This window comes from Modestobacter sp. URMC 112 (assembly GCF_053502575.1).
In genome coordinates this window covers 3,453,075-3,475,864 of sequence record NZ_CP199957.1, presented here as the reverse complement: position 1 = coordinate 3,475,864, position 22,790 = coordinate 3,453,075, and the positions used below count along the sequence as shown (strand labels likewise).

General features: G+C 74.5%; 27 protein-coding genes and 1 tRNA gene. 19 read left to right on the top strand and 9 right to left on the bottom strand.

The features are described from left to right. The first annotated feature begins 60 nt into the window (after nt 1-60). Nucleotides 61-399 (top strand): cytidine deaminase, encoded by a 339-nt coding sequence (locus ACWIX6_RS16425; RefSeq protein WP_448613504.1) that lies wholly within the window; start codon nt 61-63, stop codon nt 397-399. Nucleotides 400-452: 53 nt separating this feature from the next. Here the strand turns inward: ACWIX6_RS16425 and ACWIX6_RS16420 are convergent, their stop codons facing one another. Beyond that, nucleotides 453-1,049, bottom strand: coding sequence for a hypothetical protein (locus ACWIX6_RS16420; RefSeq protein WP_448613503.1), 597 nt, complete (start codon nt 1,047-1,049; stop codon nt 453-455). A 71-nt stretch (nt 1,050-1,120) separates the two neighbouring features. Here ACWIX6_RS16420 and era point away from each other — a divergent pair, with 71 nt between their 5' ends. Genes era through ACWIX6_RS16405 form a run of 3 tightly spaced genes read left to right on the top strand, consistent with a single transcriptional unit; the run spans nt 1,121 to nt 3,558 of the window. Continuing rightward, nucleotides 1,121-2,038, top strand: a complete 918-nt coding sequence (gene era / locus ACWIX6_RS16415; RefSeq protein WP_448613502.1) for a GTPase Era — start codon at nt 1,121-1,123, stop codon at nt 2,036-2,038. Further along, nucleotides 2,039-2,785: a DNA repair protein RecO gene (gene recO / locus ACWIX6_RS16410; RefSeq protein WP_448613501.1), complete on the top strand. Its 747-nt coding sequence runs from the start codon at nt 2,039-2,041 to the stop codon at nt 2,783-2,785. After that, a complete protein-coding gene (locus ACWIX6_RS16405; RefSeq protein ID WP_448613500.1) occupies nt 2,782-3,558 on the top strand; it encodes an isoprenyl transferase in 777 nt (258 codons plus the stop codon). The genes recO and ACWIX6_RS16405 overlap by 4 nt, the downstream gene beginning before the upstream one ends. Here the strand turns inward: ACWIX6_RS16405 and ACWIX6_RS16400 are convergent. After that, on the bottom strand, nt 3,555-3,929 hold the full coding sequence (locus ACWIX6_RS16400) for an ArsR/SmtB family transcription factor (protein WP_448613499.1): 375 nt from the start codon (nt 3,927-3,929) through the stop codon (nt 3,555-3,557). The two genes, ACWIX6_RS16405 and ACWIX6_RS16400, sit on opposite strands and share 4 nt — an antisense overlap. 65 nt (nt 3,930-3,994) lie before the next feature. Here ACWIX6_RS16400 and ACWIX6_RS16395 point away from each other — a divergent pair, with 65 nt between their 5' ends. Beyond that, nucleotides 3,995-4,270, top strand: coding sequence for an antibiotic biosynthesis monooxygenase family protein (locus tag ACWIX6_RS16395; protein ID WP_448613498.1), 276 nt, complete (start codon nt 3,995-3,997; stop codon nt 4,268-4,270). 7 nt (nt 4,271-4,277) lie between these two features. Here the strand turns inward: ACWIX6_RS16395 and ACWIX6_RS16390 are convergent, their stop codons facing one another. Next, complete coding sequence (locus tag ACWIX6_RS16390) at nt 4,278-5,111, bottom strand: alpha/beta fold hydrolase (RefSeq protein WP_448613497.1); 834 nt, start codon at nt 5,109-5,111, stop codon at nt 4,278-4,280. Between the two features lie 133 nt (nt 5,112-5,244). On the opposite strand from ACWIX6_RS16390, the gene ACWIX6_RS16385 reads away from it, so the two are divergent. Together ACWIX6_RS16385 and ACWIX6_RS16380 are read left to right on the top strand one after the other, a co-directional pair. Further along, on the top strand, nt 5,245-6,066 hold the full coding sequence (locus ACWIX6_RS16385) for an SRPBCC family protein (RefSeq protein WP_448613496.1): 822 nt from the start codon (nt 5,245-5,247) through the stop codon (nt 6,064-6,066). Between the two features lie 154 nt (nt 6,067-6,220). Next, nucleotides 6,221-7,633, top strand: coding sequence for a glycine--tRNA ligase (locus ACWIX6_RS16380; RefSeq protein WP_448613495.1), 1,413 nt, complete (start codon nt 6,221-6,223; stop codon nt 7,631-7,633). Nucleotides 7,634-7,648: 15 nt separating this feature from the next. Here ACWIX6_RS16380 and ACWIX6_RS16375 read toward each other — a convergent pair whose 3' ends face one another. Then, nucleotides 7,649-8,233 carry a DinB family protein gene (locus ACWIX6_RS16375; RefSeq protein WP_448613494.1) on the bottom strand — a complete coding sequence of 195 codons (585 nt, stop codon included), beginning with the start codon at nt 8,231-8,233 and terminating at the stop codon, nt 7,649-7,651. An 80-nt stretch (nt 8,234-8,313) separates the two neighbouring features. On the opposite strand from ACWIX6_RS16375, the gene dusB reads away from it, so the two are divergent. The 6 genes from dusB (at nt 8,314) to ACWIX6_RS16345 (ending at nt 13,576) form a co-directional block, all read left to right on the top strand. Then, entirely contained in the window at nt 8,314-9,471 is a 1,158-nt protein-coding gene (gene dusB, locus ACWIX6_RS16370) for a tRNA dihydrouridine synthase DusB (RefSeq protein ID WP_448613493.1), read from the top strand. Further along, the gene (locus ACWIX6_RS16365; protein ID WP_448613492.1) at nt 9,468-9,929 is read left to right on the top strand and encodes an Rv0361 family membrane protein; all 462 of its coding nucleotides are present in this window, start codon (nt 9,468-9,470) and stop codon (nt 9,927-9,929) included. The genes dusB and ACWIX6_RS16365 overlap by 4 nt, the downstream gene beginning before the upstream one ends. Before the next feature lie 82 nt (nt 9,930-10,011). After that, nucleotides 10,012-10,632: a YdcF family protein gene (locus ACWIX6_RS16360; RefSeq protein ID WP_448617004.1), complete on the top strand. Its 621-nt coding sequence runs from the start codon at nt 10,012-10,014 to the stop codon at nt 10,630-10,632. A 9-nt stretch (nt 10,633-10,641) separates the two neighbouring features. Then, the gene (locus ACWIX6_RS16355) at nt 10,642-11,115 is read left to right on the top strand and encodes a hypothetical protein (protein WP_448613491.1); all 474 of its coding nucleotides are present in this window, start codon (nt 10,642-10,644) and stop codon (nt 11,113-11,115) included. Next, nucleotides 11,115-13,001 carry a DNA primase gene (gene dnaG / locus ACWIX6_RS16350; RefSeq protein WP_448613490.1) on the top strand — a complete coding sequence of 629 codons (1,887 nt, stop codon included), beginning with the start codon at nt 11,115-11,117 and terminating at the stop codon, nt 12,999-13,001. The genes ACWIX6_RS16355 and dnaG overlap by 1 nt, the downstream gene beginning before the upstream one ends. Then, nucleotides 12,998-13,576: a hypothetical protein gene (locus ACWIX6_RS16345; protein WP_448613489.1), complete on the top strand. Its 579-nt coding sequence runs from the start codon at nt 12,998-13,000 to the stop codon at nt 13,574-13,576. The genes dnaG and ACWIX6_RS16345 overlap by 4 nt, the downstream gene beginning before the upstream one ends. Nucleotides 13,577-13,598: 22 nt before the next feature. On the opposite strand, the gene ACWIX6_RS16340 is transcribed toward ACWIX6_RS16345, so the two are convergent. Continuing rightward, a complete protein-coding gene (locus ACWIX6_RS16340) occupies nt 13,599-13,835 on the bottom strand; it encodes a hypothetical protein (RefSeq protein WP_448613488.1) in 237 nt (78 codons plus the stop codon). 135 nt (nt 13,836-13,970) lie between these two features. Between ACWIX6_RS16340 and ACWIX6_RS16335 the strand changes: the two genes are divergently transcribed. Continuing rightward, nucleotides 13,971-14,043, top strand: a tRNA-Asn gene (locus ACWIX6_RS16335). Nucleotides 14,044-14,346: 303 nt separating this feature from the next. Further along, a complete protein-coding gene (locus ACWIX6_RS16330; RefSeq protein ID WP_448613487.1) occupies nt 14,347-15,108 on the top strand; it encodes a dihydrodipicolinate synthase family protein in 762 nt (253 codons plus the stop codon). A 67-nt stretch (nt 15,109-15,175) separates the two neighbouring features. On the opposite strand, the gene ACWIX6_RS16325 is transcribed toward ACWIX6_RS16330, so the two are convergent. Then, nucleotides 15,176-16,894: an IlvD/Edd family dehydratase gene (locus tag ACWIX6_RS16325; RefSeq protein ID WP_448613486.1), complete on the bottom strand. Its 1,719-nt coding sequence runs from the start codon at nt 16,892-16,894 to the stop codon at nt 15,176-15,178. Nucleotides 16,895-16,903: 9 nt separating this feature from the next. Between ACWIX6_RS16325 and ACWIX6_RS16320 the strand changes: the two genes are divergently transcribed. The 3 genes from ACWIX6_RS16320 (at nt 16,904) to ACWIX6_RS16310 (ending at nt 19,280) form a co-directional block, all read left to right on the top strand. Then, a complete protein-coding gene (locus tag ACWIX6_RS16320; protein ID WP_448613485.1) occupies nt 16,904-17,944 on the top strand; it encodes a zinc-dependent alcohol dehydrogenase in 1,041 nt (346 codons plus the stop codon). Between the two features lie 22 nt (nt 17,945-17,966). Beyond that, nucleotides 17,967-18,269 carry a hypothetical protein gene (locus ACWIX6_RS16315; protein ID WP_448613484.1) on the top strand — a complete coding sequence of 101 codons (303 nt, stop codon included), beginning with the start codon at nt 17,967-17,969 and terminating at the stop codon, nt 18,267-18,269. 129 nt (nt 18,270-18,398) lie between these two features. Then, complete coding sequence (locus ACWIX6_RS16310; RefSeq protein ID WP_448613483.1) at nt 18,399-19,280, top strand: amidohydrolase family protein; 882 nt, start codon at nt 18,399-18,401, stop codon at nt 19,278-19,280. 49 nt (nt 19,281-19,329) lie between these two features. Here the strand turns inward: ACWIX6_RS16310 and ACWIX6_RS16305 are convergent, their stop codons facing one another. The 3 genes from ACWIX6_RS16305 to ACWIX6_RS16295 all read right to left on the bottom strand — a co-directional run bounded on the left by ACWIX6_RS16305 (nt 19,330) and on the right by ACWIX6_RS16295 (nt 21,867). Further along, nucleotides 19,330-19,995 carry an N-acyl homoserine lactonase family protein gene (locus ACWIX6_RS16305; RefSeq protein WP_448613482.1) on the bottom strand — a complete coding sequence of 222 codons (666 nt, stop codon included), beginning with the start codon at nt 19,993-19,995 and terminating at the stop codon, nt 19,330-19,332. A 221-nt stretch (nt 19,996-20,216) separates the two neighbouring features. After that, nucleotides 20,217-20,453, bottom strand: a complete 237-nt coding sequence (locus tag ACWIX6_RS16300) for a response regulator transcription factor (RefSeq protein ID WP_448613481.1) — start codon at nt 20,451-20,453, stop codon at nt 20,217-20,219. 340 nt (nt 20,454-20,793) lie between these two features. After that, complete coding sequence (locus tag ACWIX6_RS16295; RefSeq protein WP_448613480.1) at nt 20,794-21,867, bottom strand: AAA family ATPase; 1,074 nt, start codon at nt 21,865-21,867, stop codon at nt 20,794-20,796. 130 nt (nt 21,868-21,997) lie between these two features. On the opposite strand from ACWIX6_RS16295, the gene ACWIX6_RS16290 reads away from it, so the two are divergent. Next, the gene (locus ACWIX6_RS16290; protein WP_448613479.1) at nt 21,998-22,747 is read left to right on the top strand and encodes an IclR family transcriptional regulator; all 750 of its coding nucleotides are present in this window, start codon (nt 21,998-22,000) and stop codon (nt 22,745-22,747) included. Nucleotides 22,748-22,790 lie beyond the last annotated feature (43 nt).

Below are 22,790 nucleotides of genomic sequence, written 5' to 3'. Positions count from 1 at the left end.
TCGCAAGCTCGCGCCGGGCCCCTGCGGGAGGGCCGGATCCACCGGAAGGACACTCGTTCCGTGACCGAACTCGACCCCGACCCCGAGGACGCCAAGCTCGTCACCCTGGCCCGGTCCGCCCGCGGCCGCACCGGCGCCCCTGAGGGGGCCGCGGTCCGCGACACCGACGGCCGCACCTACCTGGCCGCCACCGTGGCGCTGCCCTCGCTGCGGCTGTCGGCGCTGCAGGCGGCGGTCGCCGCGGCGGTGTCCAGCGGGGTCACCGGGCTGGAGGCGGCCGCCGTCGTCACGGCTGCGGACGCCGTCGAGGAGGCCGGACTGGCCGCCGTCCGCGACCTGACGCCGTCCGCACCCGTGCACCTGGCCGGCCCCGACGGCACCCTCCGCGCCACCTCGTGAGCTGAGCCGGACCACCCGGGCGCGCTTTCGGTACCGAAAGCGCGCCCGGGACGTCAGAGAAGCGGCTGGTCCAGGGCGTCGGCGAAGGCGGCCGGGTCGCGGACCCACACGGTGAACGCCTGCTCGGTCAGCGCGTCCCCGCCCAGGTGCCGGACGCTCACCCGCTGCCGGCCGGGCCACCACCCGCCCCGCCGCTTGGGCCGGGGCCAGCCGGCCGGCGGCCGGCCGGCGCGGACCTCGGTGACCAGCACCCGCGGCACGACGCCGAAGGACGACGTCTGCCGCAGGCCGGCGATGTCGGTGGAAACCCCGTGGTCGGAGACGGTCAGCCGCCCGGTGGACCCCAGCAGCACCAGCGCGGCGAGGCCGACGGCCAGCGGCAGCTCGGTGGCCACCGCGGCCGCGCCGTCCCGCCAGGCCAGGAAGCCCAGCCAGGCGGCGAGGGCGGCGACGGTCAGCAGCACGACGGTCGGGCTGGCCGCGTCGTACTGCCAGTACCGCAGCGGCGTGGGGACGACGGTGACCGACCGCTTGGGCCCGCGGCGGGCGAAGAAGCCGTAGCTGGTCACCTGGCTGATGTGCCGCTCCCGGTCGCGGGCCGCCCGCACCACGAGCGGCTCACCCTGTTCGCGTCGGGACCGGGGAGGCATGCCGGTCATGATCCCAGGCGGCGCGGGCCGGTCCGGCGGGACCGTCGTACCCGGGTGGGAGACTGGGCGCCGTGGACACCCCCGAGCACCCGCCGTACCGCAGCGGCTTCGCCGCCCTGGTCGGCCGCCCCAACGCCGGGAAGACCACCCTCACCAACGCGCTGGTCGGTGAGAAGGTCGGCATCGTCAGCAACCGGCCGCAGACCACCCGGCACGCCATCCGTGGCGTCGTCCACCGGCCGGCCGGCCAGCTGGTGCTCGTCGACACCCCGGGCCTGCACAAGCCCAAGAGCCTGCTCGGTCAGCGGCTCAACGACGTCGTCCGCGACACCCTGTCCGACGTCGACGTCATCGTCTTCTGCATCCCGGCCGACCAGCCGGTCGGCGCCGGCGACGCCTACATCGCCCGGCAGCTGAAGGAGGTGTCCACCCCGGTCGTCCTGGTGGTCACCAAGACCGACGCCGCGAGCAAGAAGGCGATCACCGCCCAGCTGGTGGCCGCCAGCGGGCTGGTCGAGGCCCGCGAGGTGGTGCCGGTGAGCGCCGTGGCCGGCGACCAGGTGGAGCTGCTGTGCGACCTGCTGATCGGGATGCTGCCGGAGGGGCCGCCGCTCTACCCCGAGGAGCAGACCACCGACGAGGACGTCGAGCGGCAGATCGCCGAGCTGGTGCGGGAGGCGGCGCTGGAGAAGGTCCGCCAGGAGGTGCCGCACTCGCTCGCGGTCAGCGTCGAGGAGGTCATCCGCAGGCCCGACCCGCGGGACGCGGACGCCGTCTTCACCGAGGTGCACGCGCTGCTGCACGTCGAGCGGCCCAGCCAGAAGCCGATGCTGCTGGGCAAGGGCGGGCAGACCATCAAGGCGATCGGCAGCGAGGCCCGGGTCGGGCTGGAGACGCTGCTCGGCGGCCGGGTGCACCTGGACCTGCACGTCACGGTGCTGGGGGAGTGGCAGGACGACCCGAAGAAGCTCAACAGGCTCGGGTACTGAATGAGCTCGACTCCGCAGTCGCTGTACCGCGACGAGGGCATCGTGCTGCGCACCCAGAAGTTGGGGGAGGCCGACCGCATCGTCACGGTGCTCACCCGGCGCACCGGCAAGGTGCGCGCGGTGGCCAAGGGCGTGCGCCGCACGAAGAGCAAGTTCGGCGCCCGGCTGGAGCCGTTCAGCCACGTGGACCTGCAGCTCTACACCGGCCGGAACCTGGACATCGTCAGCCAGGCCGAGTCGATCCGGGCCTACGGTCCCGCCGTCGTCGGCGACTACCGGGCCTACACCGCCGGCACCGCGGTGCTGGAGACCGCCGACCGGCTGACCGCCGAGGAGAAGGAACCGCAGCTGCGGATGTTCCTGCTCGTCGTGGGCGCGCTCCGCACCCTCGCCGAGGGCGTGAAGCCGCCGGCGCTGGTGCTGGACGCGTTCCTGCTGCGGGCCATGTCGGTGGCCGGCTGGGAGCCGGCCCTCGGGGACTGCGCCCGCTGCGGCGAGGCCGGGCCGCACCGGCACTTCTCCGTCCCGGCCGGCGGCACGGTGTGCCCGGCGTGCCGGCCCACCGGCTCGGCGATGCCCAGCCCGGTGACCATCGAACTGCTGGAGGCGCTGTTGAGCGGGAACTGGGCCTACGCCGAGGCGAGCCTGGGCACCAACCGGCGGGAGGGCAGCGGCCTGGTCGCCGCCCTGCTGCAGTGGCACCTGGAGCGTGGGCTGCGTTCCCTGCCGCTGGTGGACCGGACGTGAGCCGCACGATGAGGCGGGAGGTCAAGGCCCCGAACCCGCACCCGTCGGGCGCCCGTCCCCCGCAGATACCCGCCGACCGGGTGCCCGGGCACGTGGCCATCGTGATGGACGGCAACGGCCGGTGGGCGAAGCAGCGGGGGCTGCCGCGGACCGCCGGGCACGAGGCGGGGGAGTCCTCCCTCTTCGACTGCGTCGAGGGCGCCATCGAGCTGGGCGTCACCGCCATCAGCGCCTACGCCTTCTCCACCGAGAACTGGCGGCGCAGCCCGGACGAGGTGCGCTTCCTGATGGGCTTCAACCGGGACGTGATCCGCCGCCGCCGGGACGAGATGCACGAGCTCGGCGTGCGGGTGCGCTGGGCGGGGCGCCGTCCGCGGCTGTGGCGCAGCGTCATCAAGGAGCTCGAGGTCGCCGAGGAGCTGACCCGCGACAACGACGTCCTGACGCTCACCATGTGCGTCAACTACGGCGGCCGGGCCGAGATCGCCGACGCCGCGGCGGCGATCGCCTGCGAGGTGGCCGCCGGCCGGCTGTCGCCGGACAAGGTCACCGAGGAGACCGTCGCCCGCTACCTGGACGAGCCGGACATGCCCGACGTCGACCTCTTCGTGCGCAGCTCGGGGGAGAACCGGACCAGCAACTTCCTGCTCTGGCAGTCGGCCTACGCCGAGCTGGTCTTCCTCGACACGCTGTGGCCGGACTTCGACCGCCGGCACCTGTGGGCCGCGTGCGAGGAGTACGCCTCCCGTCAGCGTCGCTTCGGCAGCGCCTAGGCCTGCTGCAGGGGGCCGCCGCGGCTCACGGACCAGCTCGTGCCGGGCGGCGGCCTGCCGTGCCCGGCGTGGGCGAGCGCCGCCCGGACGATGTGCGCCACGTGCCCGTCGACGAGCCGGTAGTCGACCTGCCGGGCGTGCCGGACGCCGGTGACCAGGCCGGCGGCCCGCAGCACCCGGAGGTGCTGGGACACCAGCGGCTGGGGCACGCCCAGGGCGTCGACGAGCTGATGCACGCAGCGGGTCCCGTGCTCGTCGAGCAGCGCCACGATGGACAGCCGGAGAGGGGCGGCCAGCGCGGTGAGCAGCTCGCTCGCGCCCTGCACCTCCGCCGGCACCGACCGGGTCGGAGCGGGCTGGGCCGGCGGCATGCCACCATCGTCGGAGCAGCTGAGAACCAGTATCAACTCTGGCCGGAGCCAGGGGAGGAGGCGCGGTGTTCGCCGTCACCCGGCTCCGGGCCGCGGAGTCCGACGTCCCCGGTCTGGCGACCGCCGCGGGGGCGCTGCTGGAGCTGCTCCGGCAGCGGCCGGGCTTCCGGGACGGCGCGCTGGGGTCCTCCGCCGACGAGCCGGGGCTGCTGGCGCTGTGGACGGCATGGGACGGCGTCGGCGCCTACCGGCGGGCGCTGTCGGCCGCCGAGGTGAAGATCGCCGGTGCGCCGGTGTGGGTGCACGCGGTCGATGAGCCCGGGGTCTACCTGACCGAGTGACCGCCCGCTACGCGGCGATGCGGTCGGCGGCCTCCGCCGGCTCCCGGACGACGCCGCCGGCGCGGGCGGCCGCCTGCTCCACCAGCCGGACGATCGTGCCGGGCCGGTCGGACTGCGGCGCGTGCCCGGCGGCGAGCAGCGGCCGGAACCGGGAACCGGGGATCAGCGCCAGGTAGCGGGGCGTCTGACCCGCCGCGACGAGGTCGGCCGTGCCCTGGACCAGCGTGACCGGGCACTCGATGTGGTCCATGCCGCGCGGGACGTCGAGCAGCAGCGCCCACAGAAGCGTCCGCCAGTAGTCACGGGCGTCGGAGAAGCCGTCGCGCGCTCCGAGGACCTCCTCCGCCGTGCTGGTGAGGGGGCGCGCCTTGAGGCCGGTCAGCAGCGCCGCGCGTCCCGCTCGGGAGCGCGACAGCGGCTCCAGGACGGGGGCGATGGAGCGGAACGCCACCCGGGCCAGCGCCAGGCCGGCTCCCTGGTAGGCCCGCTCGGCGGGGAGGTTCATCCCGGACGGCGCGATGGCGACGACCGACCGGGCGCGGCCGCGGCGGGCCAGCTCCAGCGCCACCCGGGCGCCGAGAGAGTTGCCCAGGACGTGCACGGTGCCCAGTCGCTCGGCGTCCAGGGTGCGCTCGACGGCATCGGTGATCGCCGCGACGGTGGGCCGCTCGTCCAGGTGCCGCGACCGTCCCGCGCCGGGCAGGTCCATCGCCAGCACCTCGAACCGCGCGGACAGGGCCGGGTGGACGGCGGCGAAGTCACGGCGGGAGCTGCCCATGCCGTGCAGCAGCAGCAGGGGCTCGCCCCGGCCGGACCGGGTGACGGAGAGCAGGTGGGTCATGAGTGGTCATTACCCGTCGGTAGCCGGACGGCACCGTGAGCTGCCGCACGCAGCAGCGCATCGGCTGCGGGGGACCGGGGTAGGCGGCTCGTGGGGGATGTCAGCAGTGCCCGATGACGGAGGAGCGTGAGCGATGACCACCAGGGTGGAGAAGTCGATCCAGGTCGACGTGCCGGTACGCACGGCGTACGACCAGTGGACGCAGTTCGAGGACTTCCCGCACTTCATGGGCGGGGTCAAGGAGGTCCGGCAGGAAGGTGACCAGCGGCTGCACTGGGTCGCCGAGATCGCCGGGGTCCGCCGGGAGTGGGACGCCGCCGTCCTGGAGCAGGTGCCCGACCAGAAGGTCGCCTGGGCGGCCACGAGCGGCGCGACGAACGCCGGCGCCGTGCGCTTCGAGCCGGCCGGCGCCGGGTCGACGATCGTGCACCTCACGCTGGAGTACGAGCCCGAGGGCGTCGTGGAGCAGGTCGGCGACAAGCTCGGCATCGTCGAGCGCCAGGTGACCTCGGACCTGGAGCGGTTCAAGGCGCTCATCGAGGACCAGGGGTACGCCAGCGGCGCCTGGCGCGGCTCGGTCAGCCCCGGCATGTCCGTCGGCACCCCGGGAGTGGAGGACGCCGCGCACTCGCGCGGCGACAGCGGCAAGGCCGGGGTCTCCGGCAAGGCCGTCGCCGCCGGGGTCGCCGCGGCTGCGGTCGGGGTGGCGGCGGCCGCCGCGGCCCGCTCCGGCAGCGGGCAGGACGAGGAGGTGGCCGCGGAGACGACCGTCGTCCCGCCGCCGACCACGGTCACCGAGACCGTCGTCGTCGAGCCGGCCGCCACCGGGGTGGTGGACCCGGCCATCCCGGGGACCGTGGACCCGGCCGTCCCGGGGACCGTGGACCCGGTCGTCACCACCCCGGGTGTCGACCCGGTCGACGACACGCCCGGCAACCAGCGGCCGCCGGTCTGACCGGCAGCACCGGCGGGGCAGCGGTCGAGCTGCCCCGCCGGTGCGCCCGGGGACCCGCGCCGCGCGGCGACTACCGTCTCTGAGGTCCTCCCTGCCCGCTCGTGTCGGGCCCGGCAGGGAGGCCGCCGCCGACCGCCAGCCGGATGGAGCCCCCGTGCCCAGCGAGACCCCCGCCCCCCGTACCGCCGACCCGGCCCGCCTGGACAAGGTGGTCAACCTCTGCAAGCGGCGGGGGTTCGTCTTCCCCTCCGGTGAGATCTACGGGGGCACCCGCTCGGCCTGGGACTACGGCCCGCTGGGCGTGGAGCTGAAGGAGAACATCAAGAAGCAGTGGTGGCGGACCGTGGTGCAGAGCCGGGACGACGTCGTCGGCCTGGACTCCTCGGTGATCCTGCCCCGCCAGACCTGGGTGGCCTCCGGTCACGTCGGCGTCTTCACCGACCCGCTGACCGAGTGCCAGAACTGCCACAAGCGGTTCCGCGCCGACCACCTGGAGGAGGAGTTCGAGGAGAAGAAGGGCCGGGCGCCGGAGAACGGCCTGGCCGACATCAGCTGCCCGAACTGCGGCGTGAAGGGCTCCTGGACCGAGCCCCGCGACTTCAACATGATGCTGAAGACCTACCTGGGCCCGGTCGAGGACGAGTCCGGGCTGCACTACCTGCGCCCGGAGACCGCCCAGGGCATCTTCGTGAACTTCGCCAACGTGATGGGCGCGGCCCGGCGCAAGCCGCCGTTCGGCATCGGCCAGATCGGCAAGTCCTTCCGCAACGAGATCACCCCGGGCAACTTCATCTTCCGCACCCGCGAGTTCGAGCAGATGGAGATGGAGTTCTTCGTCCAGCCCGGCAGCGACGAGGAGTGGCACCAGTACTGGATCGACGAGCGGACCCGCTGGTACACCGACCTCGGCATCTCGGCGGACAACCTGCGGCACTACGAGCACCCGAAGGAGAAGCTGTCCCACTACTCGACCCGCACCGTCGACATCGAGTACCGGTTCGGCTTCACCGGCTCGGAGTGGGGCGAGCTCGAGGGCATCGCGAACCGCACCGACTTTGACCTGAAGACGCACAGCGAGCACTCCGGCACCGACCTGTCCTACTTCGACCAGGCCTCCGGTGAGCGGTGGACGCCGTACGTCATCGAGCCGGCGGCCGGGCTGACCCGCTCGCTGATGGCGTTCCTGGTCGAGGCCTACACCGAGGACGAGGCGCCCAACGCCAAGGGCGGCGTCGACACCCGTACGGTGCTGCGGCTGGACCCGCGGCTGGCGCCGGTGAAGGCCGCCGTCCTGCCGCTGTCGCGGAACGCCGACCTGTCGCCCAAGGCCCGCGACCTGGCCGCCACCCTGCGGCGGAACTGGAACGTGGACTTCGACGACGCCGGCGCCATCGGCCGCCGCTACCGGCGGCAGGACGAGATCGGCACGCCGTTCTGCCTGACCGTCGACTTCGACACGCTCACCGACGACGCGGTGACGGTGCGGGAGCGGGACTCGATGAGCCAGGAGCGGATCGGGCTGGACGCCGTCCCCGGCTACCTCGCCGCCAAGCTCCCCGGCTGCTAGCGGCACGCCGCCGGCTCAGCCGGCGGCGTCGCGCCAGCGGTAGAGGTCACGCAGCAGCGCGATCTCCGCGCCGTGGTGCAGCACTTCCCGGTTGATGTGCAGCACCAGCTCGGCCATCGGACGGTCGGCGTAGGGCCCCTCGGCCGGGCCGACCGCCCGCCGCAGGTCCTCCTCGCCCAACCCACGGACGCCCGCGGCCCAGGCGGCGTAGGTGGCGTCGAGCTGGGCCAGGGCCGTGGCGGCGTCGCCGGGGTACTCGTGGGTCGCGTAGTCGAACGGCGGCCCGCCGAAGTGGCTGGCCGCCCGGGCGCCGAGCACGCCCACGACGAGGTGCCCGATCCGCCAGGCGATCGTCGTCACCGGCGGGGGATCGGGCTCGGGGAGGGCGAAGTCGATGGTGAAGTCGCCGCTCCCGACGGCCATGGGTGCGGCACTGGTGCCGCGGGGTCGCACGTTCCAGCAGCCGGCCACCGGCTCCCAGCGGTACTCCTCGTCGGTGAACCCGTCCAGGCGGGGGCGCAGCTGGGCGCGCCAGTGCAGGTCGAGCTGCTCGGCCAGCTGCGCGGTCCAGTCGATCGGTGGCGTGAGGGTCGTCTCCATGGGCGGACGGTAGGGGCCCCTGCCGACAGGATCGGCTCCGTGATCACGGGCACTCCGGTGGGCCACCTACCCTGGACGTCGTGACCAGCACCCTCGAGCGCGCGACGGCGCTGCCGCCGCTGCGGCTGGGGGCGTTGACCGTCGACCCGGCCGTCGTCCTGGCGCCGATGGCCGGGATCACCAATCCGGCGTTCCGGACGCTGTGCCGCGAGTTCGGGGCCGGGCTGTACGTCTGCGAGATGATCACCACCCGCGCGCTGGTGGAGCGGAACGAGAAGACCCTGCAGATGGTCCGCGCGACCACCGACGAGGCCGACGCGTTCTCCGTCCAGCTCTACGGCGTCGACCCGGCCACCGTCGCGCGGGCGGTGGAGATGCTCGTCGACGAGCAGGTCGCCGGCACCCGGCCGGCGCACGTCGACCTGAACTTCGGCTGCCCGGTGCCCAAGGTGACCCGCAAGGGCGGGGGCTCGGCGCTGCCGTGGCGGCGGGTGCTGTTCCGCGACATCGTGCGCGCCGCGGTCCGCGCCGCCGGCGACGTCCCGGTCACCGTCAAGACCCGGATCGGGATCGACGCCGAGCACGTCACCTACCTGGACGCCGGACGGATCGCGCAGGACGAGGGTGCCGCGGCGATCACGCTGCACGGCCGGACGGCCGACCAGCTGTACAGCGGCACCGCCGACTGGTCGCACATCGCCCGGCTGGTCGAGACCGTCGACATCCCGGTGCTGGGCAACGGCGACCTCTGGGAGGCCGACGACGCGCTGGCCATGGTCGCCGCGACCGGCTGCGCCGGGGTCGTCGTCGGGCGGGGCTGCCTGGGTCGACCGTGGCTGTTCGGCGACCTGGCCGCGGCCTTCGCCGGCTCACCGACCCGGGCGCTGCCGACCCTGCGCGAGGTGGCCGCGGTGATGCACCGGCACGCCGGCCTGCTCTCGGCGGACCAGGGGGAGCTGCACGGCTGCACCGACTTCCGCAAGCACGTCGCCTGGTACCTCAAGGGCTTCTCGGTCGGCTCCGACGTCCGCCGCGCGCTGGCCATGGTCAGCGGCCTGGACGAGCTGGCCGGGCTGCTGGACCGGATCCCCGACCAGCCCTATCCCGAGGCGGTGCTCGGCGCCCCGCGCGGGCGCACCACCCCGCCGCGGCCGGTCGCGCTGCCCGAGGGCTGGCTGGCCGACCGGGACGACCCCCGGCCCCCGGCCGGCGCGGAGCTGCTGGTGGGTGGCGGATGAGCACCACCGGTCCCTTCCTCTACGACGACGACCCGATGCCGCCGCTGCACACCGGCACGCCGCGGCGGCGCCGGGGGCTGCTGCTGGCGGTCTTCGGGGCCACCGCGCTGGTCGCCGTCCTGATGGTCGGCGGGATCCTGCTGGTCAAGGGCTCGGGCGAGGAGCAGGCGCAGCAGGTGGCCGGCGTCTTCACCGCAGCCCTGTCCCAGGGCGACGTCGAGACCGCCTACGACCTGCTGTGCGACGACGAGCGGGCCCGCGTGGCGCCCGAGGCGCTGGCCGACGCCTACCTGCAGGACGGGGAGCCGACGGTCACCGGGTCCCGTGCGGGCGAGTACGACGGCGACCCCGCCCAGCTGGTCGGCGTGCGCTGGGGCGAGGGTGCAGAGGCGACCACGACGCAGCTCGTCGTGGTGCCCGAGGGCGGCACGAAGGTGTGCGGCAGCCGCTCCGGCTGAGCCTGCTGGGGACGGCGACGCACCGTCCCCAGGGGTGGTCACCGGCGTCGGGGGTCCGTGGTACCCATGACCTGTGGCGGCGATGGCGGGACGACTGGTCGGCCGGCTCGCGGGTGCGGCGATCACCGCCGTGCTCCTGCTGGTCGGCTCGACCGGCCTGGCCATCTGGTGGACGGCGCGGCAGGACGCCCGTCCCTCGTCCGACGCGATCGTGGTCCTCGGGTCGGCCCAGTACAACGGCGTCCCGTCGTCGATCTTCGAGGCCCGGCTGGAGCACGCCCTGCGGCTGTACGAGGCCGGCGTGGCGCCGGTGGTGGTGACGGTGGGCGGCAAGGCCGCCGGTGACGAGTTCACCGAGGCCGAGTCCGGCCGCGATTACCTCGCGTCCGCCGGCGTCCCGGCCGACGGGCTGCTGGCGGTGCCCGAGGGCGTCGACACGCTGGAGAGCATGCGGGCGGTCGCCTCCGCGTTCGCCGAGCGGGGCTGGGGGAGCGCGGTGCTGGTGACCGACCCGTGGCACGCGATGCGGGCCGAGCGGATGGCCGAGGACGCCGGGATGACCGCCACCAGCTCACCGACCAGACAGGGCCCGGCCGTGCAGACCCGGGCCACGCAGTTCCGCTACATCGTGCGGGAGACCGCGGCGTACCTGCTCTACCGGGCGACCGGTGAGAGCGTCGCGGGCGCGCCGGGGATCGGCTGAGGAGGGACGGTGCTCGAGCTGGGCAGGTCGGGGTCGCACGGCGCGGAGAGGGGCACGCTGCCGGTGCTGGCCGACGGCGCCGTCGTCGCCACCCTGCGGGCGTCGAACTGGCGGGAGGCCGCGACGGCCGAGTTGGGGGCGCGGTCGTGGGCCTTCTCCAAGCGCGGCCGGGAACTCACCGGTCGCTGGTCGGCCGAGCCCGAGGACGCCGTCCGGCTGCGGGCCCGGCAGGAGTCGTTCTGGAAGGGCACCTGGTCGATGGACCTGGACGGCGTCCGGGTCGAGGTCGCGACCGCGTCGCACTGGAAGGGCACCCACCGGTTCTCCGCCGCCGGCCGGCAGCTCGCGGAGAGCGGTCGCACCCGCGGCTGGAGCCCGCAGCCGACGATCACCGCCGACCTGTCCCTGCCGCTGGAGTCTCAGGTGTTCCTGCTGTGGTGGGAGTTCGTCATGATGCGTCGCAGCGCCGCGGCGGCCGCCTGATGGCCGGCCGGGGACGCATCCGGGCCGCGGACATCGCGCTGGTCCGGGAGCGGTCGAAGATCGACGACATCGTCGGTGAGCACCTGCAGCTCAAGCGGGCCGGCGGCGGGAGCCTCAAGGGCCTGTGCCCGTTCCACGACGAGAAGTCACCGTCCTTCCAGGTCACCCCCTCGCGCGGGCTCTACCACTGTTTTGGTTGTGGGGAGGGCGGTGATGTCATCTCCTTCATCCAGAAGATCGACCACCTCTCCTTCGCCGAGTCCGTCGAGCTGCTGGCCGGCCGGGCCGGGGTCCAGCTCCAGTACGAGGACGACGGCGGGCGCCCCACCGGTGGCCCGGACCGCGCCGCGGTCGGCCAGCGGGCCCGCCTGGTGGCCGCGAACACCGCCGCCGCCGAGTTCTACGCCGCCCAGCTGATGACCCCCGAGGCTGCGCCCGCCCGGACGTTCCTGGCCGAGCGCGGCTTCGACAAGCAGGTCGCGGTCGACTTCGACTGCGGTTACGCCCCCGGCGGCTGGGACGCCCTCACCAAGCACCTGCGCGCCGCGGGCTTCAGCCAGACGGAGCTGGTCACCGCGGGGCTGGCGAAGGAGTCCTCCCGGGGCAGTCTCATCGACCGCTTCCACCGCCGGCTGCTCTGGCCGATCCGGGACATCACCGGTGACGTCATCGGCTTCGGCGCGCGCAAGCTGATGGAGGACGACCCGGGCCCCAAGTACCTCAACACCCCCGAGACGCCGCTGTACAAGAAGAGCACCGTCCTCTACGGCGTCGAGCGGGCCAAGCGCGACATCGCCCGCAAGCACCAGGCCGTCGTCGTCGAGGGCTACACCGACGTGATGGCCTGCCACATCGCCGGGGTCACCACCGCGGTCGCCTCCTGCGGCACGGCCTTCGGCGCCGAGCACATCAACGTGCTCCGCCGGCTGCTGATGGACCAGGACGAGTTCCGTGGAGAGGTCGTCTACACCTTCGACGGCGACGCGGCGGGGCAGGCCGCGGCGATGAAGACCTTCGCCGAGGACCAGCGCTTCGTCGCCCAGACCTTCGTCGCGGTGGAGCAGGACGGCCGCGACCCGTGCGAGCTGCGCCAGGCGCACGGGGACGCCGCCGTCCGGGACCTGGTCGCCCGGCGGACGCCGCTGATCGAGTTCGTGCTGCGGACGACGCTGGCCGGTTACGACCTGGACACCGTGGAGGGCCGGGTCGCCGCGCTGGACAAGACCGCGCCGCTGCTCGCCCAGGTCAAGGACCACGCGCTCCGCCCGGCCTACGCGCGGCGGCTGGCCGGCCTGCTCGGGCTGCCCGACGAGTCGGAGGTGGTGGAGCGGGTCCGCCGGCTGACCGGGGACCCGGGCGCGGAGCGGCCCCGGGCGCGGCAGCGGGCCGCGCAGCGCACGCCCGACGACGCGGCGATCGAGGTCGAGCGGGAGGCGGTGAAGGCCGCGCTGCAGTGCCCGGAGATCGCCGGCCCGTCCTTCGACGCCGTCGACGCCTCGGCCTACACCTCCGCCGACTACGCGGCGGTGGCCGCGGCGGTCGCTGCCGCCGGGGGAGCGGCCGGGGCGACCACGACCGGCGCGGCCTGGCTGGAGGAGGTCCGCGAGCACTGCGGGAGCGAGACCGCCCGCGGCATGCTCACCGCGCTCGCGGTCGAGCCCCTGCACTCGGTGGGGGAGAACGACGCCGGCTACGTCAACGCGCTGATGGCCCGGCTGCACGAGATGGCGACGGTCCGCGAGATCGCCGCGGTCAAGGGCAAGCTGCAGCGCACCAACCCGGTGGAGGCGCAGGACGAGTACATGCGGGCCTTCAAGAAGCTGATGGACCTGGAGCAGCTGGCCATCAGCCTGCGCAAGCGGGCGGCCGGAGGGCTGACGCCGTGACGTTCCTGGACCGGGTGCGGGCCCACTTCACCCCAGCGCCGGAGCCGGTGCGCGCCGTCGTCGCGGCCTCGCCGGACGCCGACGAGCGGGTGCTCGCCTGGGGCGTGCTGGTGGACGGCGGCTGGCTGGTGGCCACCTCGACGGGGCTGCGCAACGTGCCGGCCGACCAGGACCTCGCCGACGCCGGCGACGTCGCCGTCCTGCCCTGGCACGAGGTCGGGACGGCGCGGTGGTCGGCCGCCGGGGACGGCGGGACGGTCACCGTGACTCCGCTGGCGGAGGTCGAGCCGGGGGTGCAGGCGCGGCTGGCCGTGCGGCGGTACGTGCTGCGCGAGGCCGGTGAGCTGCCCGCGACGCTTCGATCGCGGGTCGACCGCACGGTGGTGACCAGTCAGCGCCATCCGCTGCCCGGCGGCGGGTCGGTGCTGCTGGTGGCCCGGCGGGTGCCCGGTCAGGCTGCGCGGGAGTGGACGGTCGTGTTCGACGACGACGCGGACCGGGACGACCCGGCCGCGCGGGAGTCCGCGCGGGAGCGGCTGGCGGCCGCGCTGGCCGCCGACGACCCCAGCCGCTGAGGGCCGGGGTCATCGGGCGACGTCAGTGCGCGCCCGGCTGCTGGCCCAGGCGCGGGGCGGGCTCCTGGCCCAGGGCGGACTTGGCCGAGTCGACGGCGGCGTCGGCGCGGGCCTGCACCATGCCCGCGACGCTCTGCAGGCGCGGGTCGTCCTTGGCGGAGTTCCAGGTGCGGCGGATCTGCTCGTAACGCTCCCGGCCGGCGCGGGCACCGAGCACGTAGCCGGCGCCGAACCCGGCGAGGAAGGACAACTTGGCCACGGGGACCTCCAGTGGTGACGGGCGGAGCGATCACGGTACCGGCGTGGCGCGGTCGCGACCCGCCAAGAGCCCCCGGCCGGGAACGGCCGCAGGGGTGGGGTAGCCTTGTCGTCGCGCGCGGGTCACCCCCGCCGTTCCCCCGTAGCTCAATTGGCAGAGCATGCGACTGTTAATCGCAGGGTTATAGGTTCAAGTCCTATCGGGGGAGCACACGAGCAGGTCGACGGCTCGACCGTCGCCGCCGGGCCTCGGCTTCCCATGACGACTCCCTGCACTCGCCAGCAGGGTCGACGGGTTGATGCCCGGTCGAGGGACCCCGCAGGTCCTCCAGGTCATCGAGCCGGGTGCCCGAAGCCGGCCGGTTCAATCAGGTACTGGCAGCTCATGGCTGCTCCCTGATCGGGCCGGTGTCGACGTGTCCCAGCTCCGGTGTCGGTGGTCGCCGGATCCCGGCCTGGTGCCATGGACGGATCCCGACCCCACCGCCTCGGATGGGAGCAGGATGCTCCGCATGGCCCTCTTCACCGGTGTCGGCGTCGCGCTGGTCACCCTCTTCGACGACCACGGGGCGCTGCAGGCCAAGGCGACCGGGGACCTCGCGGCGCGGTTGGTCGACCTCGGCCTGACCGCGGTCCTCGTGGCGGGGACGACGGGGGAGGCCTCGACGCTCACGCCGGAGGAACGCGACGAGCTGGTGGGCGCGGTACGGGCAGCGCTGCCGGCCGTCGTCCCGGTGATCGCCGGCACCGGGGCGCCGACGGGCCGGCAGGCCGCCGTCCTCACGGAGCGGGCGTTCGGTGCGGGTGCCGACGCCGTCCTGGCCCTGTCACCGCCCGGGGTCGCCGACCCGCGGCCGTACTACGAGCGGGTGGCCGCGTCGGCGGCCGGCCCGCTGCTGGCGTACCACTTCCCCGGGGCCGCGGCGCCCGGGATCCCGGTCGACGTGCTGGCGGACCTGCCGGTCGCCGGGCTCAAGGACTCCTCGGGCGACGCGGCCCGCCTGCTGCACGAGCGCGACGTCTTCGCCGGCGACCTGTGGACCGGCGCGACGTCGCTGGTCGGGCTGAGCGGCGCGATCGGCGCCGCCGGGGCGCTGGTGGCGATCGGCAACGTCGCCCCGGAGGACTGCGTCGCCGCGTTCGCCGGAGACGGTGCGGCCCAGGTGCGGCTCGCCGCGCTGGACCGCACCACGTCGCTGGACTTCCCGAGCGGCTACAAGCGCGCCACCGCCGACCGGTTCGGCACCTCCGCGTACACCCGCGTCGGCCGCTGACCGGGCCGTGGCCCCGTCCAGAGGCTCGTCCCGAGCTTGCGAGGGATGAGGAGGACGGGGGCCTTCGTCAGTGTGACTCGCGGCTGACCCGCGACCCGCTCGAGCCGACGAGGAAGTCCAGGTCGGCGCCGGTGTCGGCCTGGAGCACGTGGTCGACGTAGAGCCGCTCCCAGCCGCGGCGGGGGGCGGCGAAGCCGGCGACGGTGGCCGGGTCGGGCGTGCGGGCGGCCAGCTCGTCGTCCGGCACCTCCACGTCGATGCGCCGGGCCCCGACGTCGAGGCTGACCACGTCGCCGGTGCGGACCAGCGCGAGCGGCCCGCCGGCGGCGGCCTCCGGTGCCACGTGCAGGACGACGGTGCCGTAGGCGGTCCCGCTCATCCGCCCGTCGCAGACCCGCACCATGTCCCGCACGCCCTGCTCGAGCAGCTTCCTCGGCAGCGGCATGTTTGAGACCTCGGGCATGCCGGGGTAGCCGCGGGGCCCGCAGCCGCGCAGCACCAGCACCGACTCGGCGTCGACGTCGAGGTCGGGGTCGTCGATGCGGGCGTGGAAGTCCTCGATGGAGTCGAAGACCACCGCCCGGCCGCGGTGGCGCATCAGGTGCGGTGACGCGGCGGCCGGCTTGACGACCGCCCCGCTGGGAGCGAGGTTGCCCCGCAGGACGGCGATGCCGCCGTGCTCGACCAGGGGCACCCGGCGCAGCCGGATGACCTCCGGGTCCCAGATCGACGCGTCGTCCAGGTGCTCGACCAGCGGCTTGCCCGTGACGGTGCCCGCGGTCGGGTCGAGCAGGTCGCGGACCTCGGCCAGGACGGCGAGCAGCCCGCCGGCGCGGTGGAGGTCCTCCATCAGGAACCGGCCGGCCGGCAGCAGGTCGACCAGCACCGGCACCCCGGACCCGATCCGGTCGAAGTCGTCGAGGGTCAGGTCGATCCCGAGCCGCCCGGCGATCGCCAGCAGGTGGACGACGGCGTTGGTGGACCCGCCGACGGCGGCCAGCGCCACGATCGCGTTGGCGAAGGACCCCTTGGTCAGGAACGTCGAGGGCCGGCGGTCGGCGGCGACCATCTCCACCGCCAGCCGGCCGGTGCCGTGGGCGGCCTCCAGCAGCCGGCTGTCGGCCGCCGGGGTGCCCGCCACGCCGGGGACCACGGTGCCCAGCGCCTCGGCGACCAGCGCCATGGTGGAGGCGGTGCCCATCGTGTTGCAGTGCCCTCGGCTGCGGATCATCGCCGACTCCGACCGGGTGAACTCCGCCGCCGACAGCGTGCCCGCGCGGACCTCCTCCGACAGCCGGAACACGTCGGTGCCGCAGCCCAGCGGCACCCCGCGGAAGGTGCCGGTCAGCATCGGGCCGCCGGGGACGACGACGGCGGGCAGGTCGACCGACGCGGCGGCCATGAGCAGCGACGGGATCGTCTTGTCGCACCCGCCGAGCAGCACCAGCCCGTCGACCGGGTTGGCGCGGAACATCTCCTCCATCTCCATCGCGGCGAGGTTGCGCCAGAGCATCGCCGTCGGCCGGACCTGCGTCTCGCCGAGGCCCAGCACCGGCAGCTCCAGCGGTGTCCCGCCGGCGGCGAGGACGCCGTCGCGCACCGCGGCGGCCACCTCGGACAGGTGCCGGTTGCAGGGCACGAGGTCCGAGGCGGTGTTGGCGATGGCGATCTGCGGGCGACCGAACGCGTCGTCCGGGGCGCCGCGGCGCATCCAGGCCCGGTGGATGTAGGCGTTGCGGACGTCGCCGGAGTACCACTGCGCGCTGCGGAGGGCCACGGCGGCCATCCTCGACCCGTGCCGACACAGAGGTCCAGACCGACCATGCAGGCCTTCGTGCTGACCGGCCCGGGCGAGGGCTCGGTGCGGGAGGTGCCCGTGCCGGTGGCGGCGCCCGGTGAGGCCGTCGTGGAGGTCGAGCGCGTCGGCGTGTGCGGGACCGACGTCGAGCTGTTCACCGGGGAGCTGGCCTACCTGCACTCGGGCCACTCCTCCTACCCCCTGCGACCGGGTCACGAGTGGTGCGGCCGCGTCGTCCAGGTCGGCGACGCCGTCGACGCCGCCCTGGTGGGCCGGCGGGTCATGGGCGACACGATGCTCGGCGACCGGACCTGCCGCCGCTGCCGCCGGGGGCGGCAGCACGTGTGCGAGCACCGCCAGGAGGTCGGCATCCGGGGCGGCCGGCACGGGGCGCTGGCCGAGCGGCTCGCCGTCCCCGCCTGGTCCCTGCGCGAGCTCCCGGACGCCGTCGACGCGGTGCTCGGCGCGCTGGTCGAGCCGGGCGGCAACGCGTGGCGCGCGGCCTCCGCCGCGGAGGTCGGGGCCGGCGACCGTGCCCTCGTCATCGGCCCCGGGACGATCGGGCTGCTGACGGCGATGTTCCTCCGCGCAGCCGGAGCCGAGGTGCACCTGCTGGGCGTCACCGAGTCCTCGCTCGGCTACGCCGGGGAGCTCGGTTTCGCCGGTGCCTGGCGCAGGGAGACGCTGCCGGACCTGCCGTTCGACGCCGTCGTCGACGCCTCGACCGCAGCAGGGTCGCCGGCTCTGGCGCTGGAGCTGGTGGAGCCCGGCGGCCGGATGGTGTGCATCGGGATCGCGGGCACGCCGAGCGCCGTCGACACCCGGACGCTGCTGCTCAAGGACGTCACGGCCGTCGGGGTCCTCTCGGGGTCCCCGGGCCTGGACGCCGCCATCTCCGCCTACGCCGGCGGCGAGGTGGACCCCCGGCCGCTGGTCGCCGCGACCGTCGGGCTCGACCGGGTCGCCGCCGTCCTCGCGGGCGAGCGACCCGAGGGCGCCGGCCCCGGTCCCAAGGTGCACGTCGACCCGAGACCCTGACGGCCGCCGGGCAGGAACGACGGTGGGGGCCCGGCACCCGGTGGTGGTCGGCGTCCGGGTGCTGCACAGTGCAGCCGTGATCACCGTCCTGCTGCGCTACGAGCACCACATCGACCACACGTTCCTGCAGGCCACCCACTACCAGGACCAGGGCGGCGTGCTCACCGTCCACAACGGCGAGGAGGAGGTGGCCCGCTTCCCCGCCGGCTCCTGGGACGGGGTCTACCGGTACGCGCGCAACCGGGTACGGGAACAGGACGGCGGTGACCGCACTGCGAAGGGCCTCGAGGTCGAGCTGGCCGAGGATCCCCGCCCGACGCACTGACCGACGCCGCGACGAGCTCTTCCCGAGCCCCGCGCAGACGACCCCGCGGCGGCTACCGTCGCCGCGTCAGTTCCGAGCCTCGACTGCCCCGTGCGGGACACGAGGACCTGCGTTCCGAGGGGGCCTCCGATGAGCCTGGCGGCGACCGGTGTCGACAACCACTGCCACGTCTTCGTCGACGACGCCGTCCGTGCCACCCCGCTGGTGGGCGGCGCCGCCTACCGGCCACCCCAGGTCGACGTCGACGACCACGCGGCGCACCTGGCTGCCGTGGGCTGTGACCGGGGCGTGCTCGTGCAGCCCAGCGCCTACGGTCAGGACCACCGCTGCCTGCTGGCCGCACTCCGGCGTCGTCCCGACCGGTTGCGTGGTGTGGTCTGCGCGCCGGTCGGCACGCCCGCGGAGGAGCTCTCCGAGATGGACGCCCTCGGGGTGCGCGGCACCCGGCTCCAGGACGGGTTCCCCGGCGGCATCCCGGTGGAGGACCTCGTCGAGGTGGGCGAGATGGTGGCCCCTCTCGGTTGGCACCTCGAGGTCTGGAGCGACCTGCGCCGGCACGTCGGCTGGCTGGGCGAGGCGATCCGCCGCTGCCCGGTACCGGTCGTCCTCGACCACCTGGGTTACCTGCCCTCTGACGTGGGCCTGGACGACCCGGCCATGCGACTGGTGCTCGAACTGCTCGACGAGGACCAGGTGTGGGTGACGATGTCGGGGCTGGAACGGCTGCTGCCTCGCGGCGCCGACCCCGCCGCCCCCGACTTCGCCGACACCTGGCGGCGCCACGGAGAAGCCATCGACGAGCGGGCGCGTGCCCTCGTGCAGACGCGCCCGCAGAACCTGCTGTGGGGCAGCGACTGGCCGCACGTGGGTCTGACGCTGCCGGCTCCGGACGGCACCGAGGCGCGGTCGCGGCTCGATCGCTGGGTGGCCGATCCCGTCGTCCGGCAGCAGATCCTGGTCGACAACGGGGCGCGCCGGTACGGGTTCGCGGCAGGGGAAGCCGCCCCCTGACCGGACCGGTCCGCTCCACTCCGCGACCGGCCCGACTCGGTGCCTCCGATCAGGCTCGCCGGCTCACCGGCGGCCGCCACGGCTCGTGGGTGTGCGCGAGCCAGACCAGCTCCGGGTCGAGCGCGCGCACGAGCCGCTGGCCCTCGTCGCGTGGCTCGTCGAGCTCGGCGGAGAAGACCGCCATGTCGCCGCCGATGACGGCCGGACGCGCGCCCGTCTCGACGACGACCACCTGCGAGCCTGCCGTGTGGCCCGGCGCCGGGACGAGCCGGACCCCCGGCAGCAGCTCGACCTCGCCGTCGACGGGTACGTACCGCGCGCCGGGCGCGTCGACCCACTCGCGGATCGTGTAGTCCTCCAGGCTGCGCGCGTCGTCGAGCTCCCGGCGCTGGACGTGGATCGGCCTGCCGGGGAAGAGGTGGTTGCCGCCGCAGTGGTCGAAGTGCAGGTGCGTGTTGACCACGACGTCGATGCCGGCGAGGTCGAAGCCGGCCTGCTCGCTCAGTGGGACCAGGCGCGGGTCCATGTCGGCCACCGCCGGGTGCAGCTCGGTCATGCCGGTGTCGACGAGGACGCGCCCGTCGGGGTGCTCGATGACGTGCACGTAGACCGGCATCAACTCGCCTCCGGCGAGCAACTCGGCGACGAGGACCGGCGTGATGGTCGGCGACGGCAGCTCGCTCCCCGGTCCCTTGACGGGTCGTGGATCAGGCATCGTGGACAGCCCGTCCGGGTGCTGCGTCCCCGGCGTGGTCGCCGTCCGGGATGGTCACGGATGTCGGCATGCTCCCTCGTCCCCCTCGACGTCGGTGGGCCGCTGGACGCGGCTGCCAGCACTACGACTGCGGAGCTGCACCGAAGTCATCGGCGCACGCGCCGACCACGAGAGCACCTCGCTGACCGCCACGGCGTCCGTCGTCTCCGGCGGGCCCGGGCTCAGCTGCGGATGATCCGCCGTTCGATGGCCGTCGCGACGGCTCCGGGCCGGGTGCCGACGCCGAGCTTGACGTAGACGTGCGCGAGGTGGGACTTCACGGTCGCCTCGCTCACCAGCAGCCGACGCGCCATCTCCTTGTTGGACAGCCCGTCCGCCAGCAGGCCGAGCAGCTGCACCTCCCGTTCGGTGAGCGCGGGCTCGGAGGAGCTGACCCGGCGGACGAGGATCGCGGCCACCTCCGTGCCCAGCGCGGTCTCGCCCAGCCGGAGCGCCCCGCCCCTACGGGGATGCCGCGGTGGGTGGAGGTGGCCGGTGCCGTCGTCCTGGCGCTGGTGCTGGTGTTGGTCGTGCCGCGGGCGCTGACCACGGCGCCGATCGGCGTCCTGACCGCGCTCGGCACCCCGTGGGGCCTGGTGCGGGCACGGACCGTCGCCGACCCCCCGGGCTCGCTGCACCACTCCCTGGGTGGCCTCGTCGTGCTGCTGCTCGTCCTGGCCCTGTCGGTCTACGAGCCCAAGGGCGTGACCCGGTACGGATGGCGCAAGCAGCAGGAGCGACGCCGTCCGCCCCGTCCGGTCACGGCGGGGGCCCGATGTACGGCTCGGACGTCGGCGACCCGAGCCAGCGCTGCCATCGGGAGGGCTCGGGCTCGGGCTCGGGTGCACGCGCCGGCTCCTCGCCCAGCGTGCGGGCAGCCTCGGCGACGTCGTCCGCGGTGAGCGTGGTGACGTCGGCACGGTCCAGCGCGTCCACGCTCCGGTCCCCGTCGCGCGTCAGGCGCAGCGCCTGGCGGTTGAGCGCCTGCTCGAACAGCGTGCGGGCGAAGCGCGCGTTGCCGGACTCCTCACCACGGCGGAGCCCGTCCAGGATCTGGCGGAGCGTCGCGCCTGCGCCCGGCTCCAGCGCGTACTCGTGCTGGGCCAGGATGAGTCCGAAGATCGCTTCGAGCTCGTCCGTCGAGTAGTCGGGGAACCTGACCTCGCGGGCGAACCGGGAGCGGAGGCCGGGGTTGGAGAGCAGGAACGCCTCCATCAGCCGGGGGTAGCCGGCCACGATCACCACCAGGCGGTGGCGATGGTCCTCCATACGCTTGAGCAGGACCTCGATCGCCTCGGGCCCGAAGTCCAGCCGGCCGTCTCCCTCGGGGGCCAGCGAGTAGGCCTCGTCGATGAACAGGACGCCGTCCAGTGCCCGGCGGATCACGCGGTCGGTCTTGAGCGCCGTCGCACCGACGTACTGCCCGACCAGAGCGGCCCGGTCGACCTCCACCAGGTGGCCCTTCTGGAGCAGGCCGACCGCCCGGTACATCTCGGCCAGGAGCCGCGCCACGGTGGTCTTGCCCGTGCCCGGGTTCCCGAGGAACACCAGGTGCTGGGACGTCGCCACCTCGGGCAGGCCGTGCGTCTTGCGGCGCGCCTGCACCTGCAGGAAGGCCACCAGCGCCCGCACCTGCTCCTTCACCGTCTCGAGCCCGACGAGCGCGTCGAGCTCCGCCTGCACCGTCGCGAGCGGCCGAGCCGGCCCGGGGCGGCCGCCGAAGAGGTCGCCCACCAGGTCGTCCATGCCCCGCAGGCCGGGCCGCGGGAGCTGGTCGCCCAGGCGACCGACGGTCTCACGCAGCTCGTCGAGTGGCTTGCGGTGGGAAGCCATGCCGGGAGCCTAAGGGCCACCGGCCCGGTTCGGCTGGGTCACCGACCCGGTCGCGGATGACTGGGCCCGCTGCCCCGGTGGCCACTACTGTCCCGCCATGCGAGACGGTCGCGCGCCACGGGACGGCTCAGTGCGAGCCGTGGACCGGGCGATCTCCATCCTGCAGATCCTGGCGCGACAGGGCTCGGCCGGCGTCACGGAGATCGCCGGCGAACTCGGCCTGCACAAGTCGACGGCCTTCCGCCTGCTCGCGACCCTGGACGCGCGGGGCCTGGTCGAGCAGAACGCCGAGCGGGGCAGGTACCAGCTCGGGCACGGGGTGGTCCAGCTCGCCGCGGGGGCGTCGACGACGGGGGAGCCGTCCCTGCTCGGGCTGCCGACCTGCCGGGAGCTCGCCGAGAGAGTGGGCGAGACGGTCAACGTGGCCGTCCACGACGGCCGGCGGGTCGTCAGCGTCGACCAGGTGATCGGCTCCGCAGCGGTCACGTCGGTCGACTGGGTGGGGCGGCGCAGCCCGATGCACTCGACCTCGGCCGGCAAGGTCTTCCTGGCGCACATGCCGCCCGACCAGCTGGACGCGGTCCTCGCCGAGGGCCTGGAGCGGTTCACCCCGCACACCGTCGTGGACCCCCGCCTCCTCCGGCAGCAGCTCGGGCTCGTCCGGGAACAGCGCTTCGCCTGCATGCTCGAGGAGCACGAGATCGGGCTGGCGGGGATCGCCGCCCCGATCCGCTCGGCCCACGGTGGTGTGGTCGCCGCCGTCACCGTCTCCGGGCCCACCTTCCGCGTCAACCGGGACACCATCCCCCGTCTGGCGGCGCACGTCCTCGCGGCGGCCGACGAGATCTCGCATCGCAACGGCCACCCCAAGCGCGGCTGACCGGGGTCGGCGCGGGAGCCGTCCCGTGCCCGGCCGTGCGCCG